Raw genomic sequence first — 23,456 nt, 5'->3', positions numbered from 1 at the left:
GGTTGAACTGCATTGCCCCATAACAAACCGACCCGGTCGGAACGCGAATTTCAGGATCTGTTGAGGCGCCTCGAGCTCGCGCTTGATGCGTCACAGATCGGCGTGTGGGAGCATGATGTCCGCAAGAGCGAAATTCTCTGGGACGCGCAGATGCATCGCATCTACCAGACGGGCCAGGACACCCGGGCGGTGCCGACCTCCATCTGGGAAGACTCCATTCACCCTGACGACAAGGAGCGTGCCTTCGCCGAGTTCGACGACGCGATCGCGCGCCGCGGCGCCTATAATTCTGAATTCCGCATCATTTGGCCGAATGGCGAAATCCGCCACCTGCGTTCGCGCGCGCATTTCTTCCTGAGCGAAGAGGGCGCGCCGTCCTTCATCGGTGCCGAATGGGATGTCACCGCCGACGTCGAGCTCAATGCCGAGCTGCAGCGCCAGCGCATGGTCGCCGAGGCGCGTGCCCGGGCGCTGGAGGAAAGCAATGCGCGGATCGAATATGCCGCCGAGCACGATTACCTGACGGGCCTGCCGAACCGCCGTCTTGCCGACAAGCGGCTTGCCGAACTGCATGGCGACAAGTCGGTGTCGTCGCTCGCCGTCCTGCATCTCGATCTCGACCAGTTCAAGCAGATCAACGACAGCCACGGCCATTCCGCCGGCGACACGGTGCTACGCACCTCCGCGCTGCGCATCAACGCGGGTATTCCGGCAAACGGCATGGTCGCCCGCGTCGGCGGCGACGAGTTCGTCATCATCCTCTGGAATTTTGCGGGCAGGGAAGAGCTGGAGCGGATCGCTGCCGATCTGCAGCGCCGCCTCAGCAAGAAGATCCGCTTCGGCCAGGAGCTTCTGCAATCCGGCACCTCGATCGGTATTGCCTGGAACAACGGTCGCAGCTCGCGCAACCTGCTGACGGAATCCGATCTGGCGCTCTTCCATGCAAAGCGGCTCGGCCGCAACCGCATCGAGTTCTTCAGCCGCCAGCTCCAGGAGGACCTGCAGAGCAAGCGGCGGCTTGCCGAGGAGCTGAAGCTCGGGCTAGAGCGCGGCGAGATCATTCCCTATTACCAGATCCAGCTCGACGCCAAGACGCGCGAGATCGCTGGCCTCGAAGCCCTGGCGCGCTGGGCGCATCCTGAGAAGGGCGTGCTGTCGCCCGCCGTCTTCCTGAAGGTTGCCGACGAGGCGGGCCTGGCGGCGCAGATCGATGCTGCGATCCTCGGCAAGGTGCTGGAAGATCGCCTCGACTGGCAGAACCAGGGTGCGACGGTGCCGCGGGTTGCCGTCAACATTTCCGGTCCGCGGCTCTTCGATCCGGCGCTGCTTGCCAATCTCGAAGCGCTGAACATCCCACAGGGCGCGCTGTCGTTCGAACTGGTGGAAACGATCTTCCTCGACGATTCCGACGACCGGCTGCTCGCCAACATCGACCGGATCAAGACGATGGGCATCGATATCGAGATCGACGACTTCGGCTCCGGCCATGCCTCGCTGATCGGCCTTGCGCGGCTGCGCCCGAAGCGGCTGAAGATCGACCGGCAGCTGGTCAACAATATCGTCGAATCCGAAGAGCAGCACCGTGTCGTCAGCTCGATCATCGAGATCGCCAAGGCGCTCAATGTCGAAGTCATCGCCGAAGGCGTCGAGACGGAAGGGCATGCCGAGGTGCTGACGGCGATCGGCTGCGATACGCTGCAGGGCTATGCGCTCGGCTATCCGGCACCGGCGGCGGATATCGCGCGGCTGATCTCGCCGCGCGCCCGCAATCATGCCACGCCTGGCGCCAGCGGCCGTTAGGCCGGGATTTCCATGTCGGCGCGGGCTTCGAGATACCACTCGACGAAAGCCTTCACACCCTTGTCCAGCGTTGTCTCCGGCTTGTAGCCGGTCAGCGCCACGAGCAGGTCCGGGGCTGCGAAGGTGCGCGGAACGTCGCCCTTCTGCATCGGCAGCATGGTGCGCTTGGCGGACTGGCCGAGAGCGTGCTCGACGGTCTGGACGAAGTCCATCAGGCTGACAGGCTGGCCGCCGCCGATATTGACGACGCGGAACGGCGCCTGGTGTGACAGGGTCTCGACCCCAGTGTCGCCGACGCGGTTGTCTTCGGCCGGGATGACCGCCGAAAGGCGCACGATCGATTCCACGAGATCGTCGATATAGGTGAAATCACGGCTCATCTTGCCTTCGCCGTAAATCTCGATCGGCTGGTCTTCGAGCATGTTCTTGACGAACTTGAAGAGCGCCATGTCCGGGCGGCCCCAGGGGCCGTAGACGGTGAAGAAGCGGAAGGCGGTGACCGGCAGCTTGTAGAGGTGCGAATAGCTGTGCGCCATCAGCTCCATCGACTTCTTCGTCGCGGCATAGATGGTCAGCGGCTCGTCGGCGCGGTCGGTTTCGCGGAACGGCACGTCGGGGTTGGCGCCGTAGATCGAGGAGGTCGAGGCGAGCATCAGGTGCTTGACCTTATGCTTGCCTGCGAGTTCCAGGATGTTCCAGGAGCCGTCGACATTCGAGCTCAGATAGGAGCGCGGGTTTTCGAGGCTGTAGCGGACGCCGGCCTGGGCAGCGAGATGCACCAGCACGTCAGGCTTGGCGGCGTCCATCGCCGCCTCCAGCGCTTCCCGGTCCTCAAGCATGGCGATCGCCGGCGTGAAGGACGGGAACTGGGCAAGTGCGGCATGGCGCATATGCTTGAGCTTGACGTTGTAATAGGGCGTCAGGCCGTCGAAACCGGTGACCTGATGCCCATCCTGCAGCAGGCGCCGGGCCAGATGAAAGCCGATGAAGCCCGCGGTGCCGGTGATGAAATAATGCATGCCTATTTCTTCTCGCTCTTCTTGCCGACGGCAAAGTAGCTGAAGCCGTGTTTGCTGACCTCGGCGGCCGGGTAGATGTTGCGCAGGTCGACGATGGTGGGCGTCTTGACTGTGGTCTTCAGGCGCTTGAAGTCGAGGGCGCGGAATTCGTCCCATTCGGTGACGATGACGATCGCGTCGGCATCCTCGGCGATCTCATAGGGATCCTTGCCATAGACGACGGGGCCGAGCATGCCCTTGGAGGCTTCCATGCCCTCGGGGTCGTAAGCGTGAACGGCTGCGCCGCCATCAAGGAGCGCCTGGATGATGGTGATCGAGGGGGCATCGCGCATGTCGTCGGTGTTCGGCTTGAAGGTCAGGCCGAGGACGGCGATCTTCTTGCCGCGCACGCTGCCGTCGCAGGCGGCGATGACCTTGCGGCCCATGGCGCGCTTGCGGTTGTCGTTGATGGCGACGGTCGTTTCGATCAGGCGCATCGGGCTGTCGAAGTCCTGTGCCGTCTTGACCAGCGCCAGCGTATCCTTCGGGAAGCAGGAGCCACCGTAGCCGGGGCCGGCATGCAGGAACTTGTCGCCGATGCGCTTGTCCATGCCGATGCCCTTGGCAACCTTCTGCACGTCGGCGCCGATCTGTTCGCAGAGGTCGGCGATCTCGTTGATGAAGGTGATCTTCATCGCCAGGAAGGCGTTGGCGGCGTACTTGATCAGCTCGGAGGTGCGGCGCTCGCAGAAATAGAGCGGTGCCTCGTTGAGATAGAGCGGACGGTAGACTTCGCGCATGACTTCGGTGGCGCGGGCGTCCTCGGTGCCGATGACGATGCGGTCGGGGCGCTTGAAGTCGGTGATCGCGGCACCTTCGCGCAGGAACTCGGGGTTCGAGACGACGGCGATATCCTTGCCCGGGAATTCTTCGCGGAAGATGCGCTCGATCTCGTCGCCGGTGCCGACGGGAACGGTGGATTTGGTGACGACGACGGTGAAGCCGGTGACGGCAGCGGCGATCTCGCGGGCTGCGGCATAGACGTAGCTCAAGTCCGCATGACCATCGCCGCGGCGCGACGGCGTGCCGACGGCGATGAAGACGACGTCGGCGGCGGCAACCGGGGCCGCCAGATCCTTGGAGAAGTCGAGGCGGCCCGCCGCCCGGTTATGTTCAATGATCGCATCGAGGCCCGGCTCGAAGATCGGCACTTCGCCGCGCTCCAGGGCATCGATCTTGGCTTCGGACTTGTCCACGCAGGTGATGTGGTGGCCGAAATCCGCAAGGCAGGCGCCGGACACGAGGCCGACGTAACCAGAACCGATCATAACAATACGCATGGGGGTAACTTTCATCCTGAAAACGGTCGCGTCCCGCCAGTGGCAGAACGCGACCGTGTTACAGAGTGAAGGTCATAAGTTCAAGACAAGCGCTGTCGTCAGTTGCGTCCGAACTCGTCGACGATGCGGATGATATCGTCTTCGCCGAGATAGGAGCCGGTCTGGACCTCGATGAGTTCGAGGACGATCTTGCCCGGATTGGCAAGGCGGTGGACCTCGCCGAGCGGGATATAGACCGACTCGTTTTCGCGCAGCATCTGGACGTTCTCGCCGATCGTCACCTCGGCGGTGCCCTTGACGACGATCCAGTGCTCGGAGCGGTGATGGTGCTTCTGCAGCGAGAGCTTCTTGCCCGGGGTGACGAAGATGCGCTTTACCTGGAAGCGGTCGCCGTTGAGGATCGAGGTATAGCCGCCCCAGGGGCGGTAGGAGGTCGGGTGCGTTTCGGTCAGCTTCGCGGTCTTCGGCAGGGCGGCCAGCGTCTTGACGATATCGCCCACACTCTGGCTGTCCTGCAGGCGGCCGACATAGACGGCGTCTTCGCTGGCGATGACGGCGATGTCGTCCATGCCCTGAACGGCGAGGTGGACGCCATGGCTCATGACCAGCGAGTTATGGCTGTTCATCAGCGTGGTGTTCTGCGTCGCGACATTGCCGTGCTCGTCGCGCTTGCCGGATTTCCAGACACTGTCCCAGCTGCCGAGATCCGACCACTTGAAGGGCGAGGGGACGACGGCGGCATTGGCGGTCTTTTCCATGATCGCATAGTCGATCGAGATGTTCGGCGCCTTGGCGAAGGCCTTGGCGTCGAGACGGATGAAGTCGAGGTCGCGGGCGGATTTGGCAACCGCGTCGTCGGCGGCGCGCAGCGCTTCCGGCGCATAGTCGCGCATCTCGGACAGCAGGGCTGAAACCTGGAACATGAACATGCCGGAGTTCCAGTAGAAGCCGCCGGCGGCAAGCATCTCCTCGGCCTTGGCAAGCGGCGGCTTTTCGATGAAGCGCTTGACGCTGAGCGCGCCGGTCGCAAGCTTCTCGCCGCCTTCGATATAGCCGTAGCCGGTCGCAGCTTCGGTCGGCTCGATGCCGAAGGTGACGAGCTTGCCCTTGGCGGCCGTCGCCTCGGCGGCACGCACGCTGTCGAAATAGCTCTTGTCGGCGACGATCTCGTAATCGGAACCCAGCACATGCATCAGCGTGTCCTTGCCGAAGAGATCGGCAATCAGCACGGCGGCGGCGGCAACGGCGGGTGCCGTGTTGCGGGCGGACGGCTCCAGCAGGATCGCCTTCAGCTCATGGCCGAGCTCGCGGGCCTGTTCGGCCACCAGGAAGCGGAATTCCTCGTTGGTGAGGACCACCGGCGCCTCGTACATCGCGGGGTCGGAGACGCGGGCGAGCGTTTCCTGGAACAGCGTGCGGTCGCCGATGAACTGGATGAACTGCTTCGGCGCCGATGCGCGCGACAGCGGCCACAGGCGCGTGCCCTTGCCGCCGGCCATGATCACGGGAACGATCTTCTGCGTCATAAGGTGTTTCCTTGCGGTCGTAGGTCTTGGTTCAATTCGCGTTGGCCCACTGCCGGATGCGGTTCAGGCCGGCATCCAGAAGCGAGGCTGCCGCCACTTCGTCTTTTGCTTCTACATAACAGCGCATTTCCGGTGCGTTACCGGAGGGCCGAAAGTGGATGATGCGTTCATCCTTAAGCGTTACGCGCAGGCCATCGATATCGCTGGTCCTGTCCGGTTCGCCGATCGGCTTCAGGAATTCGGCGAGGTTGTCAGGCGATTGGCGCAGGTAGGCCATCAGTTTTGCACTGGTCTCGACCGGAAAATTCTCCAAACGGTCGGCAGCGGCAACGGGCAATGCGAAGGAGGCGGCGACCGCCGAAAGCGGCTTGCGCTCGGAGGCTGTCAGCGACAGCACCGCCAGCATCGGCAGGAAGCAGTCGCGGGTCGGCAGCGGGGCGAGGGCCGCGCCATTCAGCTGGAATTCGGATGCGGTCAGCGTTCCGCCATTGGCCTCGAAGCCGATGACGCGGTCCTTGCCGGCGGCAACGGCTTCCTGCATGCCGGAGATGACGAAGGGCGAGCCGACCCTGGTGCGGGTGACCGTGAAGCTTCCGGCGGTTTCAATGCCGGAGTTCGAGGTGACGGGGGTGACGACCACGGTGGCATTGAGGACTTTCGCCGAGATCAGGCCAAGGAGGTCGCCGCGCAGCGGTGTGCCTGTTTCGTCGGCCACCAGCGGCCGGTCGGCGTCGCCGTCGGCCGAGACGATGGCGTCGAGCTTGTGGGCTGCGGCCCAGCCCTTGAGGAGATCGATGGTTTCGGCCGACACGGCTTCGGTATCGACGGGAATGAAGGTCTCGGAGCGGCCGAGCGGGATGGCATCAGCGCCGTAATGGGCGAGCAGCTCGATCAGCATGTCGCGGGCGACAGTGCTATGCTGGTAGACGCCGATCCTGAGACCCGCGAGCGCCTTGGCGGGCAGGATCGCGGCGTTGCGGGCAAAGAAGCCTTCGGCGCAGACGGCGGCGCGGTCGAGCGCGCTCGCGGTTGCCTGCGGCATCACATAGGAGGCGTCGAGCTTTGCGGCTCTCGCGGAGATCGCCACTTCGTCGGCCTTGTCGATTTCGCCGTCGGCCCGATAGAACTTGATGCCGTTGCGGTCGGCGGGGATATGCGAGCCGGTGATCATCAGGCTCGCGGCCTTTTGCTGAAGGCCGTAGAGCGCCAGTGCGGGTGTCGGAACGGTGCCGCAATCGGCGACGCGGAAGCCGAGGGCGGTCAGCGCAGCCGCGCAGTTTTGCGCAATCTCGGGGCTGGAATCGCGAAAATCCCGGCCGAGCAGGATCAGGTCGCCAGTCTTGGCGCGTCCGCTTTCCAGCAGGTAATGACCGAAGGCCGCCGCATAGAGCGCCGAGGCCCGTCCCTTGAGATCGGCGGAGAGGCCGCGCAGTCCACTTGTTCCAAATTTCATTCTGAATAAGCCCTAGCCAGCGCTTGAATCCGTCGGCAATTATCAACACACTACCGGGACTTCGTAAATTTTGATCCGTTGGGATCGCTAAATTACATCCGAATTCCCTTTTCGAGCCACATAGAGCTCGTTCGGCGAGAACGGGACAGCAGATGACCGAACAGACGATTGCCCTTGAAGACAGCTGGAAGGCGGCGCTCGCTTCCGAGTTCTCCAGCCCCTACATGCAGCAGCTGAAAGCCTTCCTGCAGGCGCAGAAGCAGGCGGGGAAGCACATCTTTCCGAAGGGCTCGGAATATTTCCGGGCGCTCGACCTGACGCCGCTTGCGGATGTGAAGGTGGTGATCCTCGGGCAGGATCCCTATCACGGTCTCGGCCAGGCCCACGGGCTCTGCTTCAGCGTGCGCCCCGGGGTGCGCATCCCGCCATCGCTCGTCAATATCTACAAGGAAATGGAAAGCGATCTCGGCATCGAGCGCGCCCGCCATGGCTTCCTCGAACATTGGGCGAAACAGGGCGTGCTGCTCCTGAACAGCGTGCTGACCGTCGAGGAATCGCAGGCCGCCTCGCATCAGGGCAAGGGCTGGGAACAGTTCACCGATGCGGTGATCCGCAGGGTCAACGAGGAATGCCAGAATGTCGTCTTCATCCTCTGGGGCTCCTATGCGCAGCGCAAGGCAGCCTTCGTCGACACGTCCCGGCATCTGGTGCTGAAGGCGCCGCATCCGTCGCCGCTTTCGGCGCATAACGGCTTTTTCGGCAGCAAGCCGTTCTCGAAGACCAATGCCTATCTGCAGTCCCACGGGCGGACGCCGATCGATTGGGCACTGCCGCCAAACCCGCAGGATGGCTAGATTTTCTGAACGCGTGTCTTTTGTCGTTCAATAATTGGAGACAATGCGTGTCGATCTGCGGGGCTATTCCTGCGGCGGATGAAGGATCATCTATCACCCATCGAAAGCCCGCCGATGCGGGCAAGAAAGGGGTTTTCCATGTTGAACCAGATCAAGGGCCTGCACCACGTCACCTCGATGGCTGAGGATGCCCGCACCAACAACACCTTCTTCACCGATGCGCTCGGCCTGCGCCGTGTCAAGAAGACCGTCAACTTCGACGCGCCCGATGTCTATCACCTCTACTATGGCGACGAGACCGGGTCGCCGGGCACGATCATGACCTACTTCCCGTTCCCGAAGATGCCGAAGGGCCGTCCGGGCACCGGTGAAGTCGGCACCACCGTATTCTCCATCCCGGAAGGCTCGATCGGCTTCTGGAGCGATCGCCTGACGAAGCTCAATGCCGATGGCCTGAAGACCGAAGAGAGCTTCGGTGAGAAGCGGCTGAACTTCGCCGGTCCTGATGGCGACGGCTTTGCGCTTGTCGAGGTCAAGGACGATGCCCGCCAGCCCTGGACGCATGGCGGCATTTCCGAGGACCACGCGATCCGCGGCTTCCACTCGGTCGCCATGCGCTTGCGTGACGATGGCGCCACGTCCGAGCTCCTGAAGTTCATGGGCTATGACGTCCAGGACGAGAAGGACGGCGTCAAGCGGCTGATCATGCCCGGCGGCAACGGTGCGCATCTGATCGACCTCGAGACGATGCCGAGCATTTCCCGCGCGCTTCCGGGTGCCGGCTCGGTCCACCATGTCGCCTTCGCCGTCGAGAACCGCGAAAAGCAGCTCGAAGTGCGCAAGGCGCTGATGGATACCGGATACCAGGTGACGCCGGTTATCGACCGCGATTACTTCTGGGCGATCTATTTCCGTACGCCGGGCGGCGTGCTGTTCGAGATCGCCACCAACGAACCCGGCTTCGACCGTGACGAGGATACCGCTCATCTCGGCGAGGCGCTGAAGCTGCCGCAGCAGCACGCGCATCTGCGTGACCTGATCGAGCAGCATCTGCCGCCGCTCGAAGCCTAACGGGAGAACAGCAATGGCTGATACTTCTTATGTGCACCGGCTGCATGCCGGTGCACCCGGAAAGCCTATTCTCTTCGTGCTGCACGGCACGGGGGGCGACGAGAACCAGTTCTTCGAATTCGGGCGGCGCCTGCTGCCCGAGGCGACGATCGTCTCGCCGCGCGGCGATATTTCCGAACACGGTGCCGCTCGCTTCTTCAAGCGCACCGGCGAGGGCGTCTACGATATGGACGACCTTGCCCGGGCGACGGAGAAGATGGCCGCTTATGTCAAGGATCTGACCGTCGACCACGGCGCGTCGCAAATCCTTGGCCTCGGCTTCTCGAATGGCGCCAACATTCTTGCCAATGTGCTGATCGAGAAGGGGCTGTTCGATGCCTCGGTGCTGATGCATCCGCTGATCCCGTTCCAGCCGAAGCCCAATCCGGAGCTTGCCGGGCGCCGGGTGCTGATCACCGCCGGCCAGCGCGACCCGATCTGTCCGGTGCCGCTGACCGAGGCGCTTGCGGCCTATTTCGAAACCGAAAAGGCCAAGGTGACGACGGAATGGCATGCGGGCGGCCACGACATCCGGCCGAACGAGATCGACGCCATCAGGACGTTCTTCGAGCCGTATTTTTAGGCTCTAGCGAAAATAGGGCGGCCGCTTTTCCGAAGGCGGCTGCTCCGGCATTTCGAGCCAGCGGGCGGCCGAGAAATAGGCCCGCGTGCGGACCTGCGGGCCGGGTGAGGCCTTCATGGCGATGATGAAGTTGAAGCTGTTGTCGCTCGTCGTTTCGCGGGCGAAGCTGATGCTGGCGCCGAAGCTTTCCTCCTTCGCATCCTTCAACTCCCGGATCGCCGCCAGCATGGCGGAGAAATCCTGCCAGTGCGGCTGGGCAAGCAGCGTTTCGAAAATCCGCATCGCTGCCGGATCGAGCTTGCCTGCCGTATCCGTTTCCGGACCAACCAGCTTTGCCCGCATATTGGCGATCGCGCCGCTGCGGTCGCCACGGATGATCACGAAAACGGAGCTCAGCGGCTTTTCCGCATCCTGCTTGTAGATCTGTTGGAAGGTGCATTCGAAGGTGTCGCCGCTCATGGCGGCAGCGCGCCAGGGCGTCGTCTCGATGCCTGCCTTGCGCAAGGCATCGCAGATCGCCGGTCCCGTCGTCCACCATGTCCGGAAGAATGCGGCCGCGAGCTCGTCGACCGGCGCTTCCATCAGCCGCGGATCGTGCTCGATGCTTGCGAGCACCGGCTTTACCGGCGGGCGCGGTCTTGGCGGCGGCGGGGAGGTGCGGGGCAGCGCCGCCACCGGTTTGGGCTTCTCGAAACTGTAGCCCAGCCGTTCCGCGAGGCCGCGCAGGTGGCGCATGTCGTTCGAGAGCAGAACGGTGCCGCCGATCAGAGAGAGCGAGAGGGCAAGCATCAGCCACAGCACCAGGCCGCGTCTGCGGCGTGCCGGCGGGGTCTTCATTCCCTGGCCTGTCGTGTCGGTTGCCAACGTCGTTTCCAAACCTGATGCGGCGCATCTTAGGCGTGCAGAGCGCGTTTCGTAACGGTAAAGATAAAACGAAAAGCCAAAGGAAATAACGAAAATTCTACTGAGGCCGCGCAGGGCCTATTCAAAAAAGCGATAAAGCATTCTGCGATCACGAAAACGCGCTTATTTCACAGGCCCGCCGCTTCCGATTTGTTAAGTAATTTTCTTGAGATTGTTACAGCGTTGTTTCATGATAATTGCGGCACGAAGTTCTTCGCGCCGTGCCTTATGGCGATCGATGCTTGATCGCTTCAGTCATGAACATGTTTCTTCGTACGGGGCGGGGATGCTGGGAAAGCTAGACTTTAGCTTTTCTTCATGTTGCGCTTTGCGGGTTTGCAGCAGAGTTGGTTAGGGAAGTTGCATGAATTCGGAGTTTGCGGTTCGCCCCATGCGGCCGGGCGAGTTGGAGCTTGTGCTTGAATGGGCCCGTCAGGAAGGCTGGAATCCGGGCCTCGACGATTCCCTCGCGTTTCATGATGCAGATCCTTCCGGCTTTTTCGTCGGCGCTGTCGGGGAAGTCCCCGTCGGTTCGATCTCCGTCGTCAAGTATGGCGATGAGTTCGCCTTTCTCGGCCTCTACATCGTCCATCCCGATTTCCGCGGCAAAGGTTATGGCAAGGCGATCTGGAATGCCGGCATGGCATCTGCCGAGGGCCGGGCGATCGGTCTCGACGGCGTCGAGGCGCAGCAGCCGAGTTACCGCAAGGCAGGCTTCGAGCCGGCCTACAAGACGATCCGCTTCGGCGGCGTCGCCACCTCCGTTCCATCCTCGCCGCTCACCGCCCAGGCCGTGACCGACAAGACCGATGGCATCGTGCGCTACGACGCCTCGATCTTCCCGGCGGCGCGGCCGGAATTCGTCAGCGCCTGGTGCACCAGCCGCAAGGGCCGCAGGAGCGCCGTGGTGCGCAAGAGCGGCAAGATCCGCGGCTACGGCACGATCCGCCGTTGCTACGAGGGCTACAAGATCGGCCCGCTGTTTGCCGCCGATGCCGATACGGCTGCAGCGCTGATGGCGCAGCTGATCACCGAGGCCGATGGCGCGCAGGTGTTCATCGACGTGCCCGAAGACAACAAGGACGGCCTGGCGCTGGCCGAAAGCATCGGCCTGGTGCCCGTGCTGGAGACGATGCGCATGTATCGCGGCAAGGCGCCGTCGATCCCGCTTAGGAATGTCTACGGCGTGACGACGCTGGAACTCGGCTAGTCGACCGGCGAGGCGGGCACTGTCGGTGCAGCGTCCTTAGGCCGGCCCTTCTCGGCGATCGCGATGCCTCCGAGCGTTAGGGCAAGCGCCACCACGTGGAAGGTCTGCAGCTCTTCGGCGAGCAGGAGCACCGAGAGCAGGGTGCCGAAGACCGGCACCAGATTGATGAACAGCCCGGCGCGATTGGCGCCGATCGTCTCCACACCCTTGATATAGAGGATCTGCGCCAGCAGCGAGGCGAAGATCGCCGTGTAGAAGGCGATGACCCAGCCATTCGCATCGGGCACCTGGACGTTGCCCTTCGAGCTTTCCCAGATCAGCAGCGGCACCGAGGTCAGCGCGGCGGCAAATGCCGGGATCGCCATCAGCGTGCGCCAGTCGACCGGCGGCTTCCAGCGCAGGAAGATCGTGTAGACGGAATAGGCGACGACGGCGATCAGCATCAGTGCGTCGCCGCGGTTGAGGCTGAGCTGCAGCAGGGTCGCAAAATCGCCATGGGCGGCCGTCAGCGCCACACCGATGAGCGTCATGCCGAATCCGGCGAATTGTGCAGCCGAGACGCTGGTGCGGAAGAAGACGAAGTTCAGCAGGAAGATCAGCATCGGAATGCCGGCCTGCTCGATCGCGACGTTGATCGCCGTCGTGTATTGGACGGCGGAATAGAGCATGGCGTTGAAGGTCGTGTAGCCGATGATCCCGTAGAAGAAGAGCAGCGGCAGGTTCTTGCGCACGAGCGGCCAGTCGCGCTTCAGATAGGGCAGGGAGACCGCGGCGATCAGCAGCGTTGCCAGCGTCCAGCGCAGCAGCGTCAGCATCATCGGGCTCACATGCCCCAGCGCCAGCTTGCCGGCCACCGCATTGCCGCCCCAGCACAGCGTGGCGATGACGAGGCAAATATAGGCCGTGATCTGCACGATGATTCTTTCCGTATGCGGCAAAGGCTGGGGAGGAAGGCGTGGACCGGAACGGCAATAGCCCGCTGCGGGCTGTTTTGTCACGCAAAAAGCCCATTTCACCGCGATAACAGGGTCGCTTTCCAAAAAACAAACCTTTATAGATGCGCGGGTTTGAGCAGGGCGCGGATAATCCGCCGGTAACAGGAAGAGTTGGATGACGAACGTAGTCGTGGTCGGTTCCCAGTGGGGTGACGAAGGCAAGGGCAAGATTGTCGATTGGCTTTCGGAACGTGCGGATGTCATCGTCCGCTATCAGGGCGGCCATAATGCGGGTCATACACTCGTCATCGACGGCGTCAGCTACAAGCTGGCTCTGCTGCCGTCGGGTCTCGTGCGCGGCAAGCTCAGCGTCATCGGCAACGGCGTCGTCGTCGATCCGCATCACTTCGTCGCCGAAGTCGAGAAGCTGCGCGCCCAGGGCGTCAACGTGAACCCTGACGTGCTGCGCATCGCCGACAACGCGCCGCTGATCCTGTCGCTGCACCGCGACCTCGACGGTTTCCGTGAAGATGCGGCTTCCAATAGCGGCACGAAGATCGGCACCACCCGCCGCGGCATCGGCCCGGCCTACGAAGACAAGGTCGGCCGCCGCGCCATCCGCGCCATCGACCTTGCCGACAAGGAAGCGCTGCCGGCCAAGATCGACCGCCTGCTGACGCATCACAATGCGCTGCGCCGCGGCCTCGGCCTGCCGGAAATCTCGGTGGAATCGCTGGAGAAGGAACTGCACGACGTTGCCGATCAGGTCCTGCCCTATGTCGACCAGGTCTGGCGCCTCCTCGACGACCAGCGCAAGGCCGGCGCCCGCATCCTGTTCGAAGGTGCGCAGGGCGCGCTGCTCGACAATGACCACGGCACCTATCCCTATGTGACCTCGTCCAACACCGTTGCCGGTCAGGCGGCTGCCGGTTCCGGCCTCGGCCCGACGGCGATCGGTTACGTCCTCGGCATCACCAAGGCCTACACGACGCGCGTCGGCGAGGGCCCGTTCCCCTGCGAGCTGCATGACGAGATCGGCAAGCACCTGTCGACCGTCGGCCGCGAAGTCGGCGTCAACACCGGCCGTCCGCGCCGCTGCGGCTGGTTCGATTCGGTTCTGGTGCGCCAGACGGTGAAGACCTCCGGCATCACCGGCATCGCGCTCACCAAGCTCGACGTTCTCGACGGTCTCGACGAACTGAAGATCTGCGTCGCCTACAAGCTTGACGGGAAGGAGATCGATTATCTTCCGGCAAGCCAGGCTGCTCAGGCTCGCGTCGAGCCGGTCTACATCACGCTTGAAGGCTGGAAGGAATCCACCGTCGGCGCCCGCAGCTGGGCCGATCTTCCGGCGCAGGCGATCAAGTATGTGCGCCAGGTCGAAGAACTGATCGGCGCGCCGGTGGCCCTGTTGTCCACAAGCCCTGAGCGAGATGACACGATACTTGTGACCGATCCCTTTGAGGATTAATGTCGCGGGTCATACCGATTTGGCCCGTGCTTTAAGCCGGGCCTTTTGAGAAAGTACGAATGGCGGATTTTATTGCAGTCATCCGGCGGGCCGTTGACGGTCTGACCGAGAATACCCCCGAGATGCGGGTGAAGGTTTACGAGCGTGCCCGCGGCGCAGTGCAGCGGCAGCTCGAAAACATGAAACCGCGTCCGCCGGAAGCGATGCTGCAACGGCAGCTTGAAAAGCTGGATGCCGCCATTCGCGAAGTCGAGGCCGAACATGCCGAGGCGCTGCCCGATGAGGCAGCCGCCGCGGTCGTTGCCGAAGAGGCCGCGCCAGAGCCGCATTACGAAGAGCCCGCCGCTCCGGCTGAAAAGCCGGTTGCCGCCGCCGAGGAGCATGCCGTCGAGTCGGCTGCCGAGCCGGTCGAGGAAGTCGCTCACGAAGAGCATCCGGTTTACGAAGAGCCGGTTGCCGCTGAACCCGCTTATGAAGAGCCACAGGCCGTCTATCACGATGAGCCGGTGCATGCTGTCGAGCCCGAGGTTCATGCCGAGCCGGAAGTTCGCGCAGAGCATGACGTTCACGCGGAGCCTGAAGTTCACGTTGAGCCGGAGGTTCACGCCGAGCCTGAAGTCCATGCCGAACAGGCACCGTGGCAGCAGCCTGTCGAGGATGCGCCCACCGAAGCCTGGCCGGCGCCGCATCACGAAGAGCCCGCAGAGCCTGAATATCACGCTGCCGAACCGGCCGTGTATGAAGAGCCTGTCGTTGAGCCGGAGCCGGTGGAAGCCGTCGAGCCGGTGCGGGCAAGCGAATACAATCCGGCCAACCGGCTGGTAGAGCCCTTCGCTTCTTTCGAAAAGCCGCAGGAATTCGTCGAGCAGACGCAGGAAGAGCCGCTGCAGAGCGAAGCCGCCGCGCGCTTCGATCCCGTATGGAACGAGCCAGCCGCGGAGACGCCGGCAGAGCCGCCGAAGGATGCCGATACCGTCTGGGCCGACCAGGAACTGCACAATTTCTCGGGCCTCGCCCCTGCCGCTTCGGCGGACGCCGGTGCGCGCGCCTTCGAGGAAGCGCTGTCTGGCCTGCAGACCGCGCCTGAAGCGGCGAAGATGCCCGCTGCCAACGAGGGCTTCTCGTGGGAGGCCGCAGCTTTCGACGACCTGCCGCCGATCGATGCGCCGAAGAAGGCCGACAACGCCCAGGCGCGCGCAGACGATTCCGATCTGTTTTCCGAAGTGCACGGCAACAAGCCGCAGCAGCCCGCGCCGGATGTTCCCGGCAGCGAGTGGAAGGAAGCCGAAGCGCTGCGTGGCTACGGCCGCCGTGGTTCCGTTGCCAATGACGATGACGATACGGCTCCGGTTGCCGATATCGACCAGATCGTCGCTGCCAAGCTGCAGAACAAGAATTTCCGCATGGAGCCGAAGCGCCGCCGCTTCGGCCTCGGCCGCATCATCGGCATCGTCCTGGTGCTCGCCGTTCTCGGCGGTGCCGGCTATGCCGCATGGATGAACCGCGACCAGCTGAACGCCATGGTCAACGGCCTGATCAGCTCGGCGCCGAAGACCGCCGAGACGACCGCGCCTGCCGCCAGCACCACGCCGTCGGCAACGACGCCTCCTGCGTCTGGCACTGCGGCACCGGCCGCCAATGGCAGCTCGGCAGCACCTGCCGCCGACGCCAACAAGCAGGTTGCTGCGCTCGATGACGGCGCCTCCGTCACCAACAAGTTCAACCAGCGCCTGATGGCCGACGGCACCGAAACCGATGCCGGCCCGGCGACCGCCGCCGCAACGCCGACTGCCGAAGGCAAGTCCGTCGCGCAGCAGAGCATTGCTTCTTCCGCACCGGCCCAGGCTCCGGCGCAACCGGCCGCCCAGACGGATCCGGCCGCTGCCCAGCCGCCGGCTGCAGGCGATGCCGCGGCCGCGCAGCCGCAGGTGACCGCGCCGGTCGGCGCTTCGGAAAAGATGTTCCTCTATGAAGAGCGCATCGGCCAGAGCTCGCCGACGGCGATCCAGGGCTCGGTCGTCTGGAGCGTCCAGCACGAGAAGGATGCAAGCGGCAAGGACGTCGCGACCGTTCAGGGCAACGTCACCGTTCCCGAGCGCAATCTCTCGGCCCTCGTCACCTTCAAGCGCAATTCCGACCCGTCGCTGCCCGCCAGCCATCTGGTCGAGATTGTCTTCTCGGTGCCGCCGAATTTCGAAGGCGGCAAGATCGACAGCGTCCAGCGCATCTCGATGAAGCGCACGGAGCAGGATCGCGGCGACGCGCTGATCGCGGTGCCCGCCAAGATCACCGACGACTTCCACATGATCGCGCTCAACGACTATCCGGATGCCCGCAAGTCGAACCTTGATCTGCTCGCCACCCGCGACTGGATCGATATCCCGATCACCTACCGCAACGGCCGCCGCGCCCTGATCACCATGCAGAAGGGCTCGACCGGCGCCCAGGCGTTCACCACCGCGATCCGCGACTGGGGCACGCTCGGCGACGTCAGCACCAGCCAGTAAGGCGAGGCGCATCGCAGAAACAAAAAAGGCGGGTCATCGACCCGCCTTTTCGTTTGTCTTGACGCTTGCGCCTTAGGCGGTGGCTTCGACCACGCGGACGGCCTTGGCCATTTCCAGCGCTTCCTTGCGGACCGCGTCCTGGACCTTTTCAAAGGCGCGGACTTCGATCTGGCGGACGCGCTCGCGGCTGATGTCGAACTCGGACGACAGGTCTTCCAGCGTCACCGGATCGTCGGAGAGGCGGCGTGCCTCGAAGATGCGGCGTTCGCGGTCGTTCAGCACGCTCATTGCCTTGGACAGCATGCGGCGGCGGGTGTCGAGTTCGTCCTGCTCGATGAGCACTTCTTCCTGGCTGTCGTGATCGTCGACCAGCCAATCCTGCCACTGGCCGCTATCGCCTTCGGACGCTTTGATCGAGGCGTTGAGCGACGCGTCGCCAGACAGGCGGCGGTTCATCGATACGACCTCCTCCTCGGAGACGTTGAGCTTGGTCGCGATCTCGGAGACGTGTTCCGGCTTCAGGTCGCCATCGTCGATCGCCTGGAGGCGGCCCTTCAGGCGGCGCAGGTTGAAGAACAGACGCTTCTGGTTGGCGGTCGTGCCCATTTTCACGAGCGACCACGAACGCAGGATATATTCCTGGATCGAGGCCTTGATCCACCACATGGCATAGGTTGCCAGGCGGAAGCCGCGTTCCGGGTCGAACTTCTTCACGGCCTGCATGAGGCCGACGTTACCTTCGGAGACGACTTCGCCGATCGGCAGGCCATAGCCGCGATAGCCCATTGCGATCTTCGCAACGAGGCGCAGATGGCTGGTGACGAGCTTGTGCGCAGCATCGCGGTCGCCATGTTCGGCATAGCGCTTGGCGAGCATGTATTCCTGCTGGGGTTCCAGCATCGGGAACTTGCGGATTTCGTCGAGGTAACGGTTAAGACCGGCTTCGCCGGCCGTAATGGATGGCAGGTTGTTACGGGCCATGATTGCACCCTCCTATATAGATTCCGGTTCCCGATGGAACGCGTCCCCGCGTCGATAAAGGCAAACCGGGACGTGCGCCTCAAACTAGAGCCCGCACTAAGTCCATATACAGATAAGTATGGCCGAACAGGGGTTCAAGGCCAGAGGGGTCTTCACGAAGGCGTTATAGAGACGCCCCGCGAAGAGCCTCGACAAGCTCCATCATATCATCAGGCAGCGGCGCCTCGAAGCGCATGATCTCACCGGTCCGGGGATGCTCGAACTGCAGCATATAGGCGTGGAGAGCCTGACGCTTGAAGCCATTGACGACCTTGCGGGCATCATCGGGCAGGAGGTTCGCCTTGGTCTTGAAGCCGCCGCCATAGACGGCATCGCCGAGCAGCGGGTGGCCGATATGGGCCATGTGGACGCGGATCTGATGCGTGCGCCCGGTTTCGAGATGGCACTCGACGAGCGAGGCCAGCGACAGCGCGTTCGACGTCTCGTGAAAGCGCTCCAGCACCTCGTAATGGGTGATCGCCTCGTCAGCTTCCTGATTGCCGGCGCGCTTCACTTCACGGCGGGTGCGGTCGGCGGTGCCGCGGCCGAGCGGTGCGTCGATCGTGCCCTTCAGCGTCGGCGGACGGCCCCAGACGATCGCCTGGTAAGCGCGCTCGAGCGGCATGGTGCGGCCGTGATCGGCGAATTGCAGCGACAGATGGCGATGGGCGACGTCGTTCTTTGCCACGATCATCACGCCCGTCGTATCCTTGTCCAGCCGGTGGACGATGCCGGGGCGCTTGACGCCGCCGATGCCGGAAAGGCTCTCGCCGCAATGGTGGATCAGCGCATTGACCAGCGTGCCGGTCCAGTTGCCGGCGGCCGGATGGACGACGAGGCCCGACGGCTTGGAGATGACGATGACGTCGTCGTCCTCGAAGAGGATGTCGAGCGGGATGTCCTCGCCCTTGGGTTCCGGGTCCTCAGGCTCGGGCAACAGGATCTCGTAGGTCTCGCCGGGCTTCACCTTCTTCTGCGGATCGGCGGCCGGAGCGCCGTTGACCGTCAGCATTCCGTCCTTGATCAGCACCTTGACGCGGCTGCGCGAAAATTCGGCGCCGAGCTGGGCCGTCAGCCAGGCATCGAGGCGGCCTTCGGCGCTCTCGTCTGCCGTCAGGACTTTCCTAATGCCGGATGCTTGTTTAAAGGGGTCGCTCAAGACGCTTCTTCTCCGAGGAATTCATAGGACGCCGTAATGACGAAAATCGAGATAGACGACCAGGAAGAAAAGCCCCTTGATCCGGCAATGGAAAATGTCCGGCGCAAGATGGTTCGCCTGCAGATCGTCTCGGGCGCCATCATGTTTGTGAGCCTTATGGCGGTCTTCGGCGCCGTTGTCTACAAGGTGACGCGGACGGAACCTGCGGGTAGCGCACCCGTTGCCTCGAACGGCGTGCCGTCGGGTTCGCCGGTCAGCGGCACAGTCACGCTGCCTTCAGGCTTTGCGGTTCAGTCGACCTCGCTTTCGGGCAGCCAAATCCTGTTCTACGGCCAGGGCGCCGATGGCAAGCACCGGGCGATCGTCGTCGATACCAAGACGGGCCATACCGTCGCCGATATCACCGTCGCCGGCAATTGAGCCATGGCGGCCGCTCCCGTCATGATCGTTGATGCCGCGGATCCGCGGATCGCGGAGTTCCGCGAGATCCGCGAGCGGGACCTGACGGGGCGGCAGGGACGGTTCATCGCCGAGGGCACCGTCGTGCTGCGCATGCTGGCGCAGGCGCATCGCCGCGGCACGTTCGCCGCCGAAAAGATCCTGCTGCTCGCCAACCGCGCGGCAGGCGTTGCCGATATCGTTGCCGAATTCCCTGACGATGTACCGGTCTATATTGCCGAAGCCGAAACGCTCGATGGCATTGTCGGCTTTCACCTGCATCGCGGCGTGCTGGCGCTCGGCCGGAAGCTTTCGCCCGAGACGAGCCTCCTCGACCGGCTGCCGGAACAGGCGCTGGTGATTGCCGGATGCGGCATTTCCAATCACGACAATGCCGGATCGATGTTCCGCAATGCGGCGGCCTTCAAGGCCGATGCGATCTTCCTCGACGAAACCTCCTGCGATCCGCTCTACCGCAAGGCGCTGCGCGTCTCGGTCGGTTCGGTGCTCAGCGTTCCCTACGAGCGCAGCGGTTCGGCGCTGGGCCTGTTGAGCGGGCTCGCGGAACGCGGCTTCGATATCTGGACGCTGTCGCCGCGCGGCACCGTCGATATCCGCGACATCCCGGCGTCGCCGCGCATGGCGCTGGTGGCGGGAACCGAGGGGGAGGGGCTGCCGGCGGAGATTCTCGCACGCTTCCGCAGCGCCCGCATTCCGCAGTCCGAAGGGCTGGACAGCCTGAACGTCGCGACGGCAACCGGGATCGCGCTGTTTTCCATGGCGTCTGTCGCCAAGCGGATCTGACGCTTACTTGTCTTCGGTGAGGATCGCGGCGGCGCGGCCGGCGAGATTGAGGCGGTCCTGAGCGCCGGTCTCGGCGGTTTCAGGCAGCAGCTTGCGGATCGGCGAGGTCTCGCCTTCCTTCAATGCCGTCAGCGCCACCACCTTGGCGGCGATCGAGGCGATCTCTTCGCGCAGCGCGCTATCCTTGCCGGTGACGGTCTTGGCCTTGAGGATGCGGTCGGAGACGTCGGCGCTGCGGGTGCGGACATCGTCTGCCAGCCTTGCGGCAACGGCGGCAGGATCGATGCTCTCTTCCGGCTCGGCCGGTGGTGCATCGGGCAGGGCGTTCAGCAGCGAGCCGGAAACGCCGGCGTCGCGCATGGCGCGGCTTGCCTTACGAAGTTCGGAATTGGCGCCCTTCAGCTGTTCCTTCAGCTTGGCGATTTCCTGCTGGCGGCGGGTGAGCAGCGTTTCCTTGTCGGAAGCGGATGCCGTTTCGCGGGCTGCCTTGTCTTCCAGGCGGATCACCATGTGTTCCTGCTGGGTCAGCTTCTGCTCGGCATCCTTGGCGCGCTTCTGCAGGAGGTTGACGTCCTGGCGCAGCGTATCGCGCTCGTCGCGCAGCGCATTGGCGCGGAACTTCACGCTTTCGATCTCGGTTTCGCGAGCCGCCATGTCGATCTTCAGGTTGTCGGACTGTTCGGCAAGCTTGTTCAGGCGGCTGCGCAGCGCTTCGAGTTCGCCTTCCTTCTGCGAGCTCGACTGCTCGGCAATGTGCAGGCTGGTCTTCAGCTGGCTGATATAGTTCTCGTCCTTGCGCAGATGCGAGCGCAGTTCGGCGGCCTCGACGTTGAGATCGCTGATCTGGCCCTGCAGGGTGCTGATCTCGGCGGCCAGCCGGCCGGCATCGAGCGCCAGCGAATCGTGGCGCAGCTGCAGCGACAGCGACTTCTCGCGCTCGCGGGCAAGATCCTGCGTGGTGCGGGCATTGTCGGCGGCGTAGAGGGCGCGGACCATATCCTTCTGGGCGCGCACTTCCTGCGGGCTCAGCGGCATCGTCGCCTTCATCCGGTTTTCCGTATACCAGACGATGCGGCGGTGGATGGCGGGGGAAACCAGGAAGACCAGGAAGGCCGCTGTCAGAAAACCCAGCCCGAATAGAAGAGCGTATTCGATCACGGCGCGGTCAATGCTTCCAGAAAGTGATTTGCTTCGCGCCAATGATTACGCACGCGATGCGCGCGCGGCAAGTGGCGGATGGGTGACGGCGGGCAAGAATCCCGCCGTCCACTCCATTATCAGAAGGGGTTCCAGGTCGGGCCGGGGGTGATCTTCAGGTAGCCGACGTTGACGCCGAGGCGTGCGCCGACGCCGGTACGGATCGGTACGACGAGGACATTGTTGTTCTTAAGAAGCGTCATGCCGAAGCCGGCGATGACGAAGGCCTGCCCGCTAACGCCGCCGAAACGGGCATAGATGCTGTCGATCGAGGGAAGGTCGTAGACCAGCATCATGACGCGGGTGCCCTGGCCGCCGTAGTCGATGCCGAGCGACGGACCCTGCCAGTACAGCGGATGCTCGCCGGCATTCTTGGTGTTGAGCTGGCCCTCGCCATAGGTCAGGCCGGCGATGAAGGCGCCAGAGCCTTCCTGGCCGAGAATATAGCCGTTCGGCAGGCCGTATTTCTGGAAGGCGGCTTCGACAACCTTGGCGAGGCCGCCGCTGGTGGAGCCAAAGAAGGAGTGGCCGGCGTCGACGATCTCCTGCACGGTGTACTGGCTGCTGTTGGCCTGCTGGGCGGCCGCCTGCTGCGAGGAGAGCATGAATGCAGAAATGGTCAGCGCGACAATAAGCCGGCAGAAGCCCATAAATCTTCCTGGGGATTGAAGGTGCATGGTGTCATCCGTTCATCATGGTCGGTTCAATGAGCCGTTTCCGGCAATTGACGCATTTTGCTCCGATCGTCTTAACAATCGGTTTACCAAATATGGTGTCATTATGGCGCCGAGTACGGGCGCAAACTTCGTGCAATTTTGATCAGGCAAGATATGGCGGAATGAAGTATTCGCCATCAGGAGACGATGATGTCCAAGAACCCAAATCTTACTTTGACCGGCCCGGACCTGGCTGCTCTTCTTTGCAGCCGCGTGTGCCATGACGTCATCTCGCCCGTCGGCGCCATCAACAACGGCCTGGAACTGCTCGATGAGGGCGGTGCCGATGCCGATGCCATGGATCTAATCCGCACCAGCGCGCTGAACGCCTCCGTCCGCCTCAAGTTCGCCCGTCTTGCCTTCGGTGCCTCCGGCTCCGTCGGCGCGTCGATCGACACGGGCGAAGCCGAGCGCGCCGCCAAGGATTTCGCGGCCGCCGAGAAGAAGACCGAGGTCACCTGGACTGGCCCGCGCGCCATCGTCGCCAAGAACCGCGTGAAGCTGCTGCTGAACCTGTTCCTCGTTGCCTACTCCTCGATCCCGCGCGGCGGCTCGATCGAGATCACGCTGGAAAATCCGGAATTCGACGCCAAGTTCAAGCTCGTCGCCAAGGGCAAGCTGATGCGCATGCCGCCGAAATTCGTCGAGATCGCTTCCGGCCATGTCGAAGAGGCTGTCGATGCCCACTCGATCCAGCCCTATTACACCGTCCTGCTCGCCGAGGAATGCGGCATGCAGCTCGGCCATTCGGCAACCGGCGAAGAGATTATTTTTACAGCCGAAATCGCTGCGGCCTAACGTTACGGTTGCATGAGAGCAGTTTGTCTCTTTCTCGGTAAGACTTCCTTAGCCTAATCGACCTATCCTTTCAGGCTGAGGAAGCGCCACCGGGACAGAAGTGGGGCGAAGGAGCAGTCATGCAGCGTTTCATGATCACCGACAGTTCGGACGTCGTTCGCAAGGTCGGAAAGCGTATCCTGTCCGAACTCGATTTCCTGGTCAGCGAGGCGTCAAACGCTTCCGAAGCGCTGTCGGCCTGCCAGACGGAACTGCCCGATTACCTCATCGTCGATTCCGGCATCGAGGGCGCCCTCGAGCTGATCACCACCATCCGCGGCATGGATGGCGGCAAGGAAGTGAAGATCTATTACTGCGTCATCGAAGCCGATCTGAAGAAGCTGATGGCCGGAAAGCGGGCAGGGGCGACCGACTTCCTGCTGAAGCCATTCGACCGCAAGATCCTGACCGCCGTCTTCGGCAACCGGGCGATCGCCGCCTAATTCTCTTCTCCATTTCAAGTTCTTACGATGCTCGGGCCTGTCCCGAGCATTTCTGCGTGTGCCCATGCCGTGGCAGAACCCTGCCACTTTACGGCCCGCACAAACAAAAAAATCCCGCCGGAAGGGCGGGATTTCTGAATTGGTAAAGGGGG

General features: G+C 63.2%; 21 protein-coding genes. 11 read left to right on the top strand and 10 right to left on the bottom strand.

Annotation, left to right across the window (positions count from 1 at the left end):
* Positions 1-12: 12 nt before the first annotated feature.
* A complete protein-coding gene (locus ACEN84_RS23705; protein ID WP_413710110.1) occupies positions 13-1,800 on the top strand; it encodes a putative bifunctional diguanylate cyclase/phosphodiesterase in 1,788 nt (595 codons plus the stop codon).
* Here ACEN84_RS23705 and ACEN84_RS23700 read toward each other — a convergent pair.
* The 4 genes from ACEN84_RS23700 to ACEN84_RS23685 form a co-directional block, all read right to left on the bottom strand.
* Positions 1,797-2,819 carry an NAD-dependent epimerase gene (locus ACEN84_RS23700; RefSeq protein WP_112720510.1) on the bottom strand — a complete coding sequence of 341 codons (1,023 nt, stop codon included), beginning with the start codon at positions 2,817-2,819 and terminating at the stop codon, positions 1,797-1,799. The genes ACEN84_RS23705 and ACEN84_RS23700 overlap by 4 nt on opposite strands.
* A gap of 2 nt (positions 2,820-2,821) precedes the next feature.
* Positions 2,822-4,138, bottom strand: coding sequence for a UDP-glucose dehydrogenase family protein (locus ACEN84_RS23695; RefSeq protein ID WP_413710109.1), 1,317 nt, complete (start codon positions 4,136-4,138; stop codon positions 2,822-2,824).
* Positions 4,139-4,236: 98 nt separating this feature from the next.
* Positions 4,237-5,664, bottom strand: coding sequence for a mannose-1-phosphate guanylyltransferase/mannose-6-phosphate isomerase (locus ACEN84_RS23690; RefSeq protein WP_413710108.1), 1,428 nt, complete (start codon positions 5,662-5,664; stop codon positions 4,237-4,239).
* Positions 5,665-5,695: 31 nt separating this feature from the next.
* On the bottom strand, positions 5,696-7,117 hold the full coding sequence (locus tag ACEN84_RS23685) for a phosphomannomutase (RefSeq protein ID WP_413710107.1): 1,422 nt from the start codon (positions 7,115-7,117) through the stop codon (positions 5,696-5,698).
* 152 nt (positions 7,118-7,269) lie between these two features.
* Between ACEN84_RS23685 and ung the strand changes: the two genes are divergently transcribed.
* The 3 genes from ung to ACEN84_RS23670 all read left to right on the top strand — a co-directional run bounded on the left by ung (position 7,270) and on the right by ACEN84_RS23670 (position 9,664).
* The gene (ung, locus tag ACEN84_RS23680) at positions 7,270-7,971 is read left to right on the top strand and encodes a uracil-DNA glycosylase (RefSeq protein WP_413710106.1); all 702 of its coding nucleotides are present in this window, start codon (positions 7,270-7,272) and stop codon (positions 7,969-7,971) included.
* Positions 7,972-8,109: 138 nt separating this feature from the next.
* Positions 8,110-9,042 (top strand): VOC family protein, encoded by a 933-nt coding sequence (locus ACEN84_RS23675; protein WP_413710105.1) that lies wholly within the window; start codon positions 8,110-8,112, stop codon positions 9,040-9,042.
* 13 nt (positions 9,043-9,055) lie between these two features.
* Positions 9,056-9,664, top strand: coding sequence for an alpha/beta hydrolase (locus ACEN84_RS23670; RefSeq protein WP_413710104.1), 609 nt, complete (start codon positions 9,056-9,058; stop codon positions 9,662-9,664).
* Positions 9,665-9,667: 3 nt separating this feature from the next.
* Here ACEN84_RS23670 and ACEN84_RS23665 read toward each other — a convergent pair whose 3' ends face one another.
* On the bottom strand, positions 9,668-10,528 hold the full coding sequence (locus tag ACEN84_RS23665) for a DUF6030 family protein (protein WP_413710103.1): 861 nt from the start codon (positions 10,526-10,528) through the stop codon (positions 9,668-9,670).
* Positions 10,529-10,931: 403 nt separating this feature from the next.
* Here ACEN84_RS23665 and ACEN84_RS23660 point away from each other — a divergent pair, with 403 nt between their 5' ends.
* Entirely contained in the window at positions 10,932-11,777 is an 846-nt protein-coding gene (locus ACEN84_RS23660) for a GNAT family N-acetyltransferase (protein ID WP_413710102.1), read from the top strand.
* Here the strand turns inward: ACEN84_RS23660 and ACEN84_RS23655 are convergent.
* A complete protein-coding gene (locus ACEN84_RS23655; protein WP_413710101.1) occupies positions 11,774-12,691 on the bottom strand; it encodes a DMT family transporter in 918 nt (305 codons plus the stop codon). The genes ACEN84_RS23660 and ACEN84_RS23655 overlap by 4 nt on opposite strands.
* A gap of 196 nt (positions 12,692-12,887) precedes the next feature.
* On the opposite strand from ACEN84_RS23655, the gene ACEN84_RS23650 reads away from it, so the two are divergent.
* Together ACEN84_RS23650 and ACEN84_RS23645 are read left to right on the top strand one after the other, a co-directional pair.
* Positions 12,888-14,183, top strand: a complete 1,296-nt coding sequence (locus ACEN84_RS23650; RefSeq protein ID WP_413710100.1) for an adenylosuccinate synthase — start codon at positions 12,888-12,890, stop codon at positions 14,181-14,183.
* A 59-nt stretch (positions 14,184-14,242) separates the two neighbouring features.
* Positions 14,243-16,690: a hypothetical protein gene (locus tag ACEN84_RS23645; RefSeq protein WP_413710099.1), complete on the top strand. Its 2,448-nt coding sequence runs from the start codon at positions 14,243-14,245 to the stop codon at positions 16,688-16,690.
* 72 nt (positions 16,691-16,762) lie between these two features.
* Here the strand turns inward: ACEN84_RS23645 and rpoH are convergent, their stop codons facing one another.
* Together rpoH and ACEN84_RS23635 are read right to left on the bottom strand one after the other, a co-directional pair.
* Entirely contained in the window at positions 16,763-17,671 is a 909-nt protein-coding gene (gene rpoH, locus ACEN84_RS23640) for an RNA polymerase sigma factor RpoH (RefSeq protein ID WP_112711446.1), read from the bottom strand.
* A 163-nt stretch (positions 17,672-17,834) separates the two neighbouring features.
* On the bottom strand, positions 17,835-18,869 hold the full coding sequence (locus tag ACEN84_RS23635; RefSeq protein WP_413710098.1) for an RluA family pseudouridine synthase: 1,035 nt from the start codon (positions 18,867-18,869) through the stop codon (positions 17,835-17,837).
* 36 nt (positions 18,870-18,905) lie between these two features.
* On the opposite strand from ACEN84_RS23635, the gene ACEN84_RS23630 reads away from it, so the two are divergent.
* Complete coding sequence (locus tag ACEN84_RS23630; RefSeq protein WP_413710097.1) at positions 18,906-19,289, top strand: hypothetical protein; 384 nt, start codon at positions 18,906-18,908, stop codon at positions 19,287-19,289.
* 3 nt (positions 19,290-19,292) lie between these two features.
* Positions 19,293-20,111: a TrmH family RNA methyltransferase gene (locus ACEN84_RS23625; RefSeq protein ID WP_413710096.1), complete on the top strand. Its 819-nt coding sequence runs from the start codon at positions 19,293-19,295 to the stop codon at positions 20,109-20,111.
* A 3-nt stretch (positions 20,112-20,114) separates the two neighbouring features.
* Here the strand turns inward: ACEN84_RS23625 and ACEN84_RS23620 are convergent, their stop codons facing one another.
* Complete coding sequence (locus tag ACEN84_RS23620; protein WP_413710095.1) at positions 20,115-21,269, bottom strand: hypothetical protein; 1,155 nt, start codon at positions 21,267-21,269, stop codon at positions 20,115-20,117.
* 119 nt (positions 21,270-21,388) lie between these two features.
* Positions 21,389-21,985, bottom strand: coding sequence for a DUF1134 domain-containing protein (locus ACEN84_RS23615; RefSeq protein WP_112711441.1), 597 nt, complete (start codon positions 21,983-21,985; stop codon positions 21,389-21,391).
* A gap of 189 nt (positions 21,986-22,174) precedes the next feature.
* On the opposite strand from ACEN84_RS23615, the gene chpT reads away from it, so the two are divergent.
* Entirely contained in the window at positions 22,175-22,822 is a 648-nt protein-coding gene (gene chpT / locus ACEN84_RS23610) for a histidine phosphotransferase ChpT (protein ID WP_112711440.1), read from the top strand.
* 119 nt (positions 22,823-22,941) lie between these two features.
* Complete coding sequence (locus tag ACEN84_RS23605) at positions 22,942-23,304, top strand: response regulator (RefSeq protein WP_112711439.1); 363 nt, start codon at positions 22,942-22,944, stop codon at positions 23,302-23,304.
* Positions 23,305-23,456 lie beyond the last annotated feature (152 nt).

The organism is Rhizobium sp. Rhizsp82, from assembly GCF_047325115.1.
In the GTDB taxonomy this organism is placed as follows: Bacteria; Pseudomonadota; Alphaproteobacteria; order Rhizobiales; family Rhizobiaceae; genus Rhizobium.
Note: the sequence above shows the minus strand (reverse complement) of the source record. Positions and strands in the feature narration are given on the sequence as shown.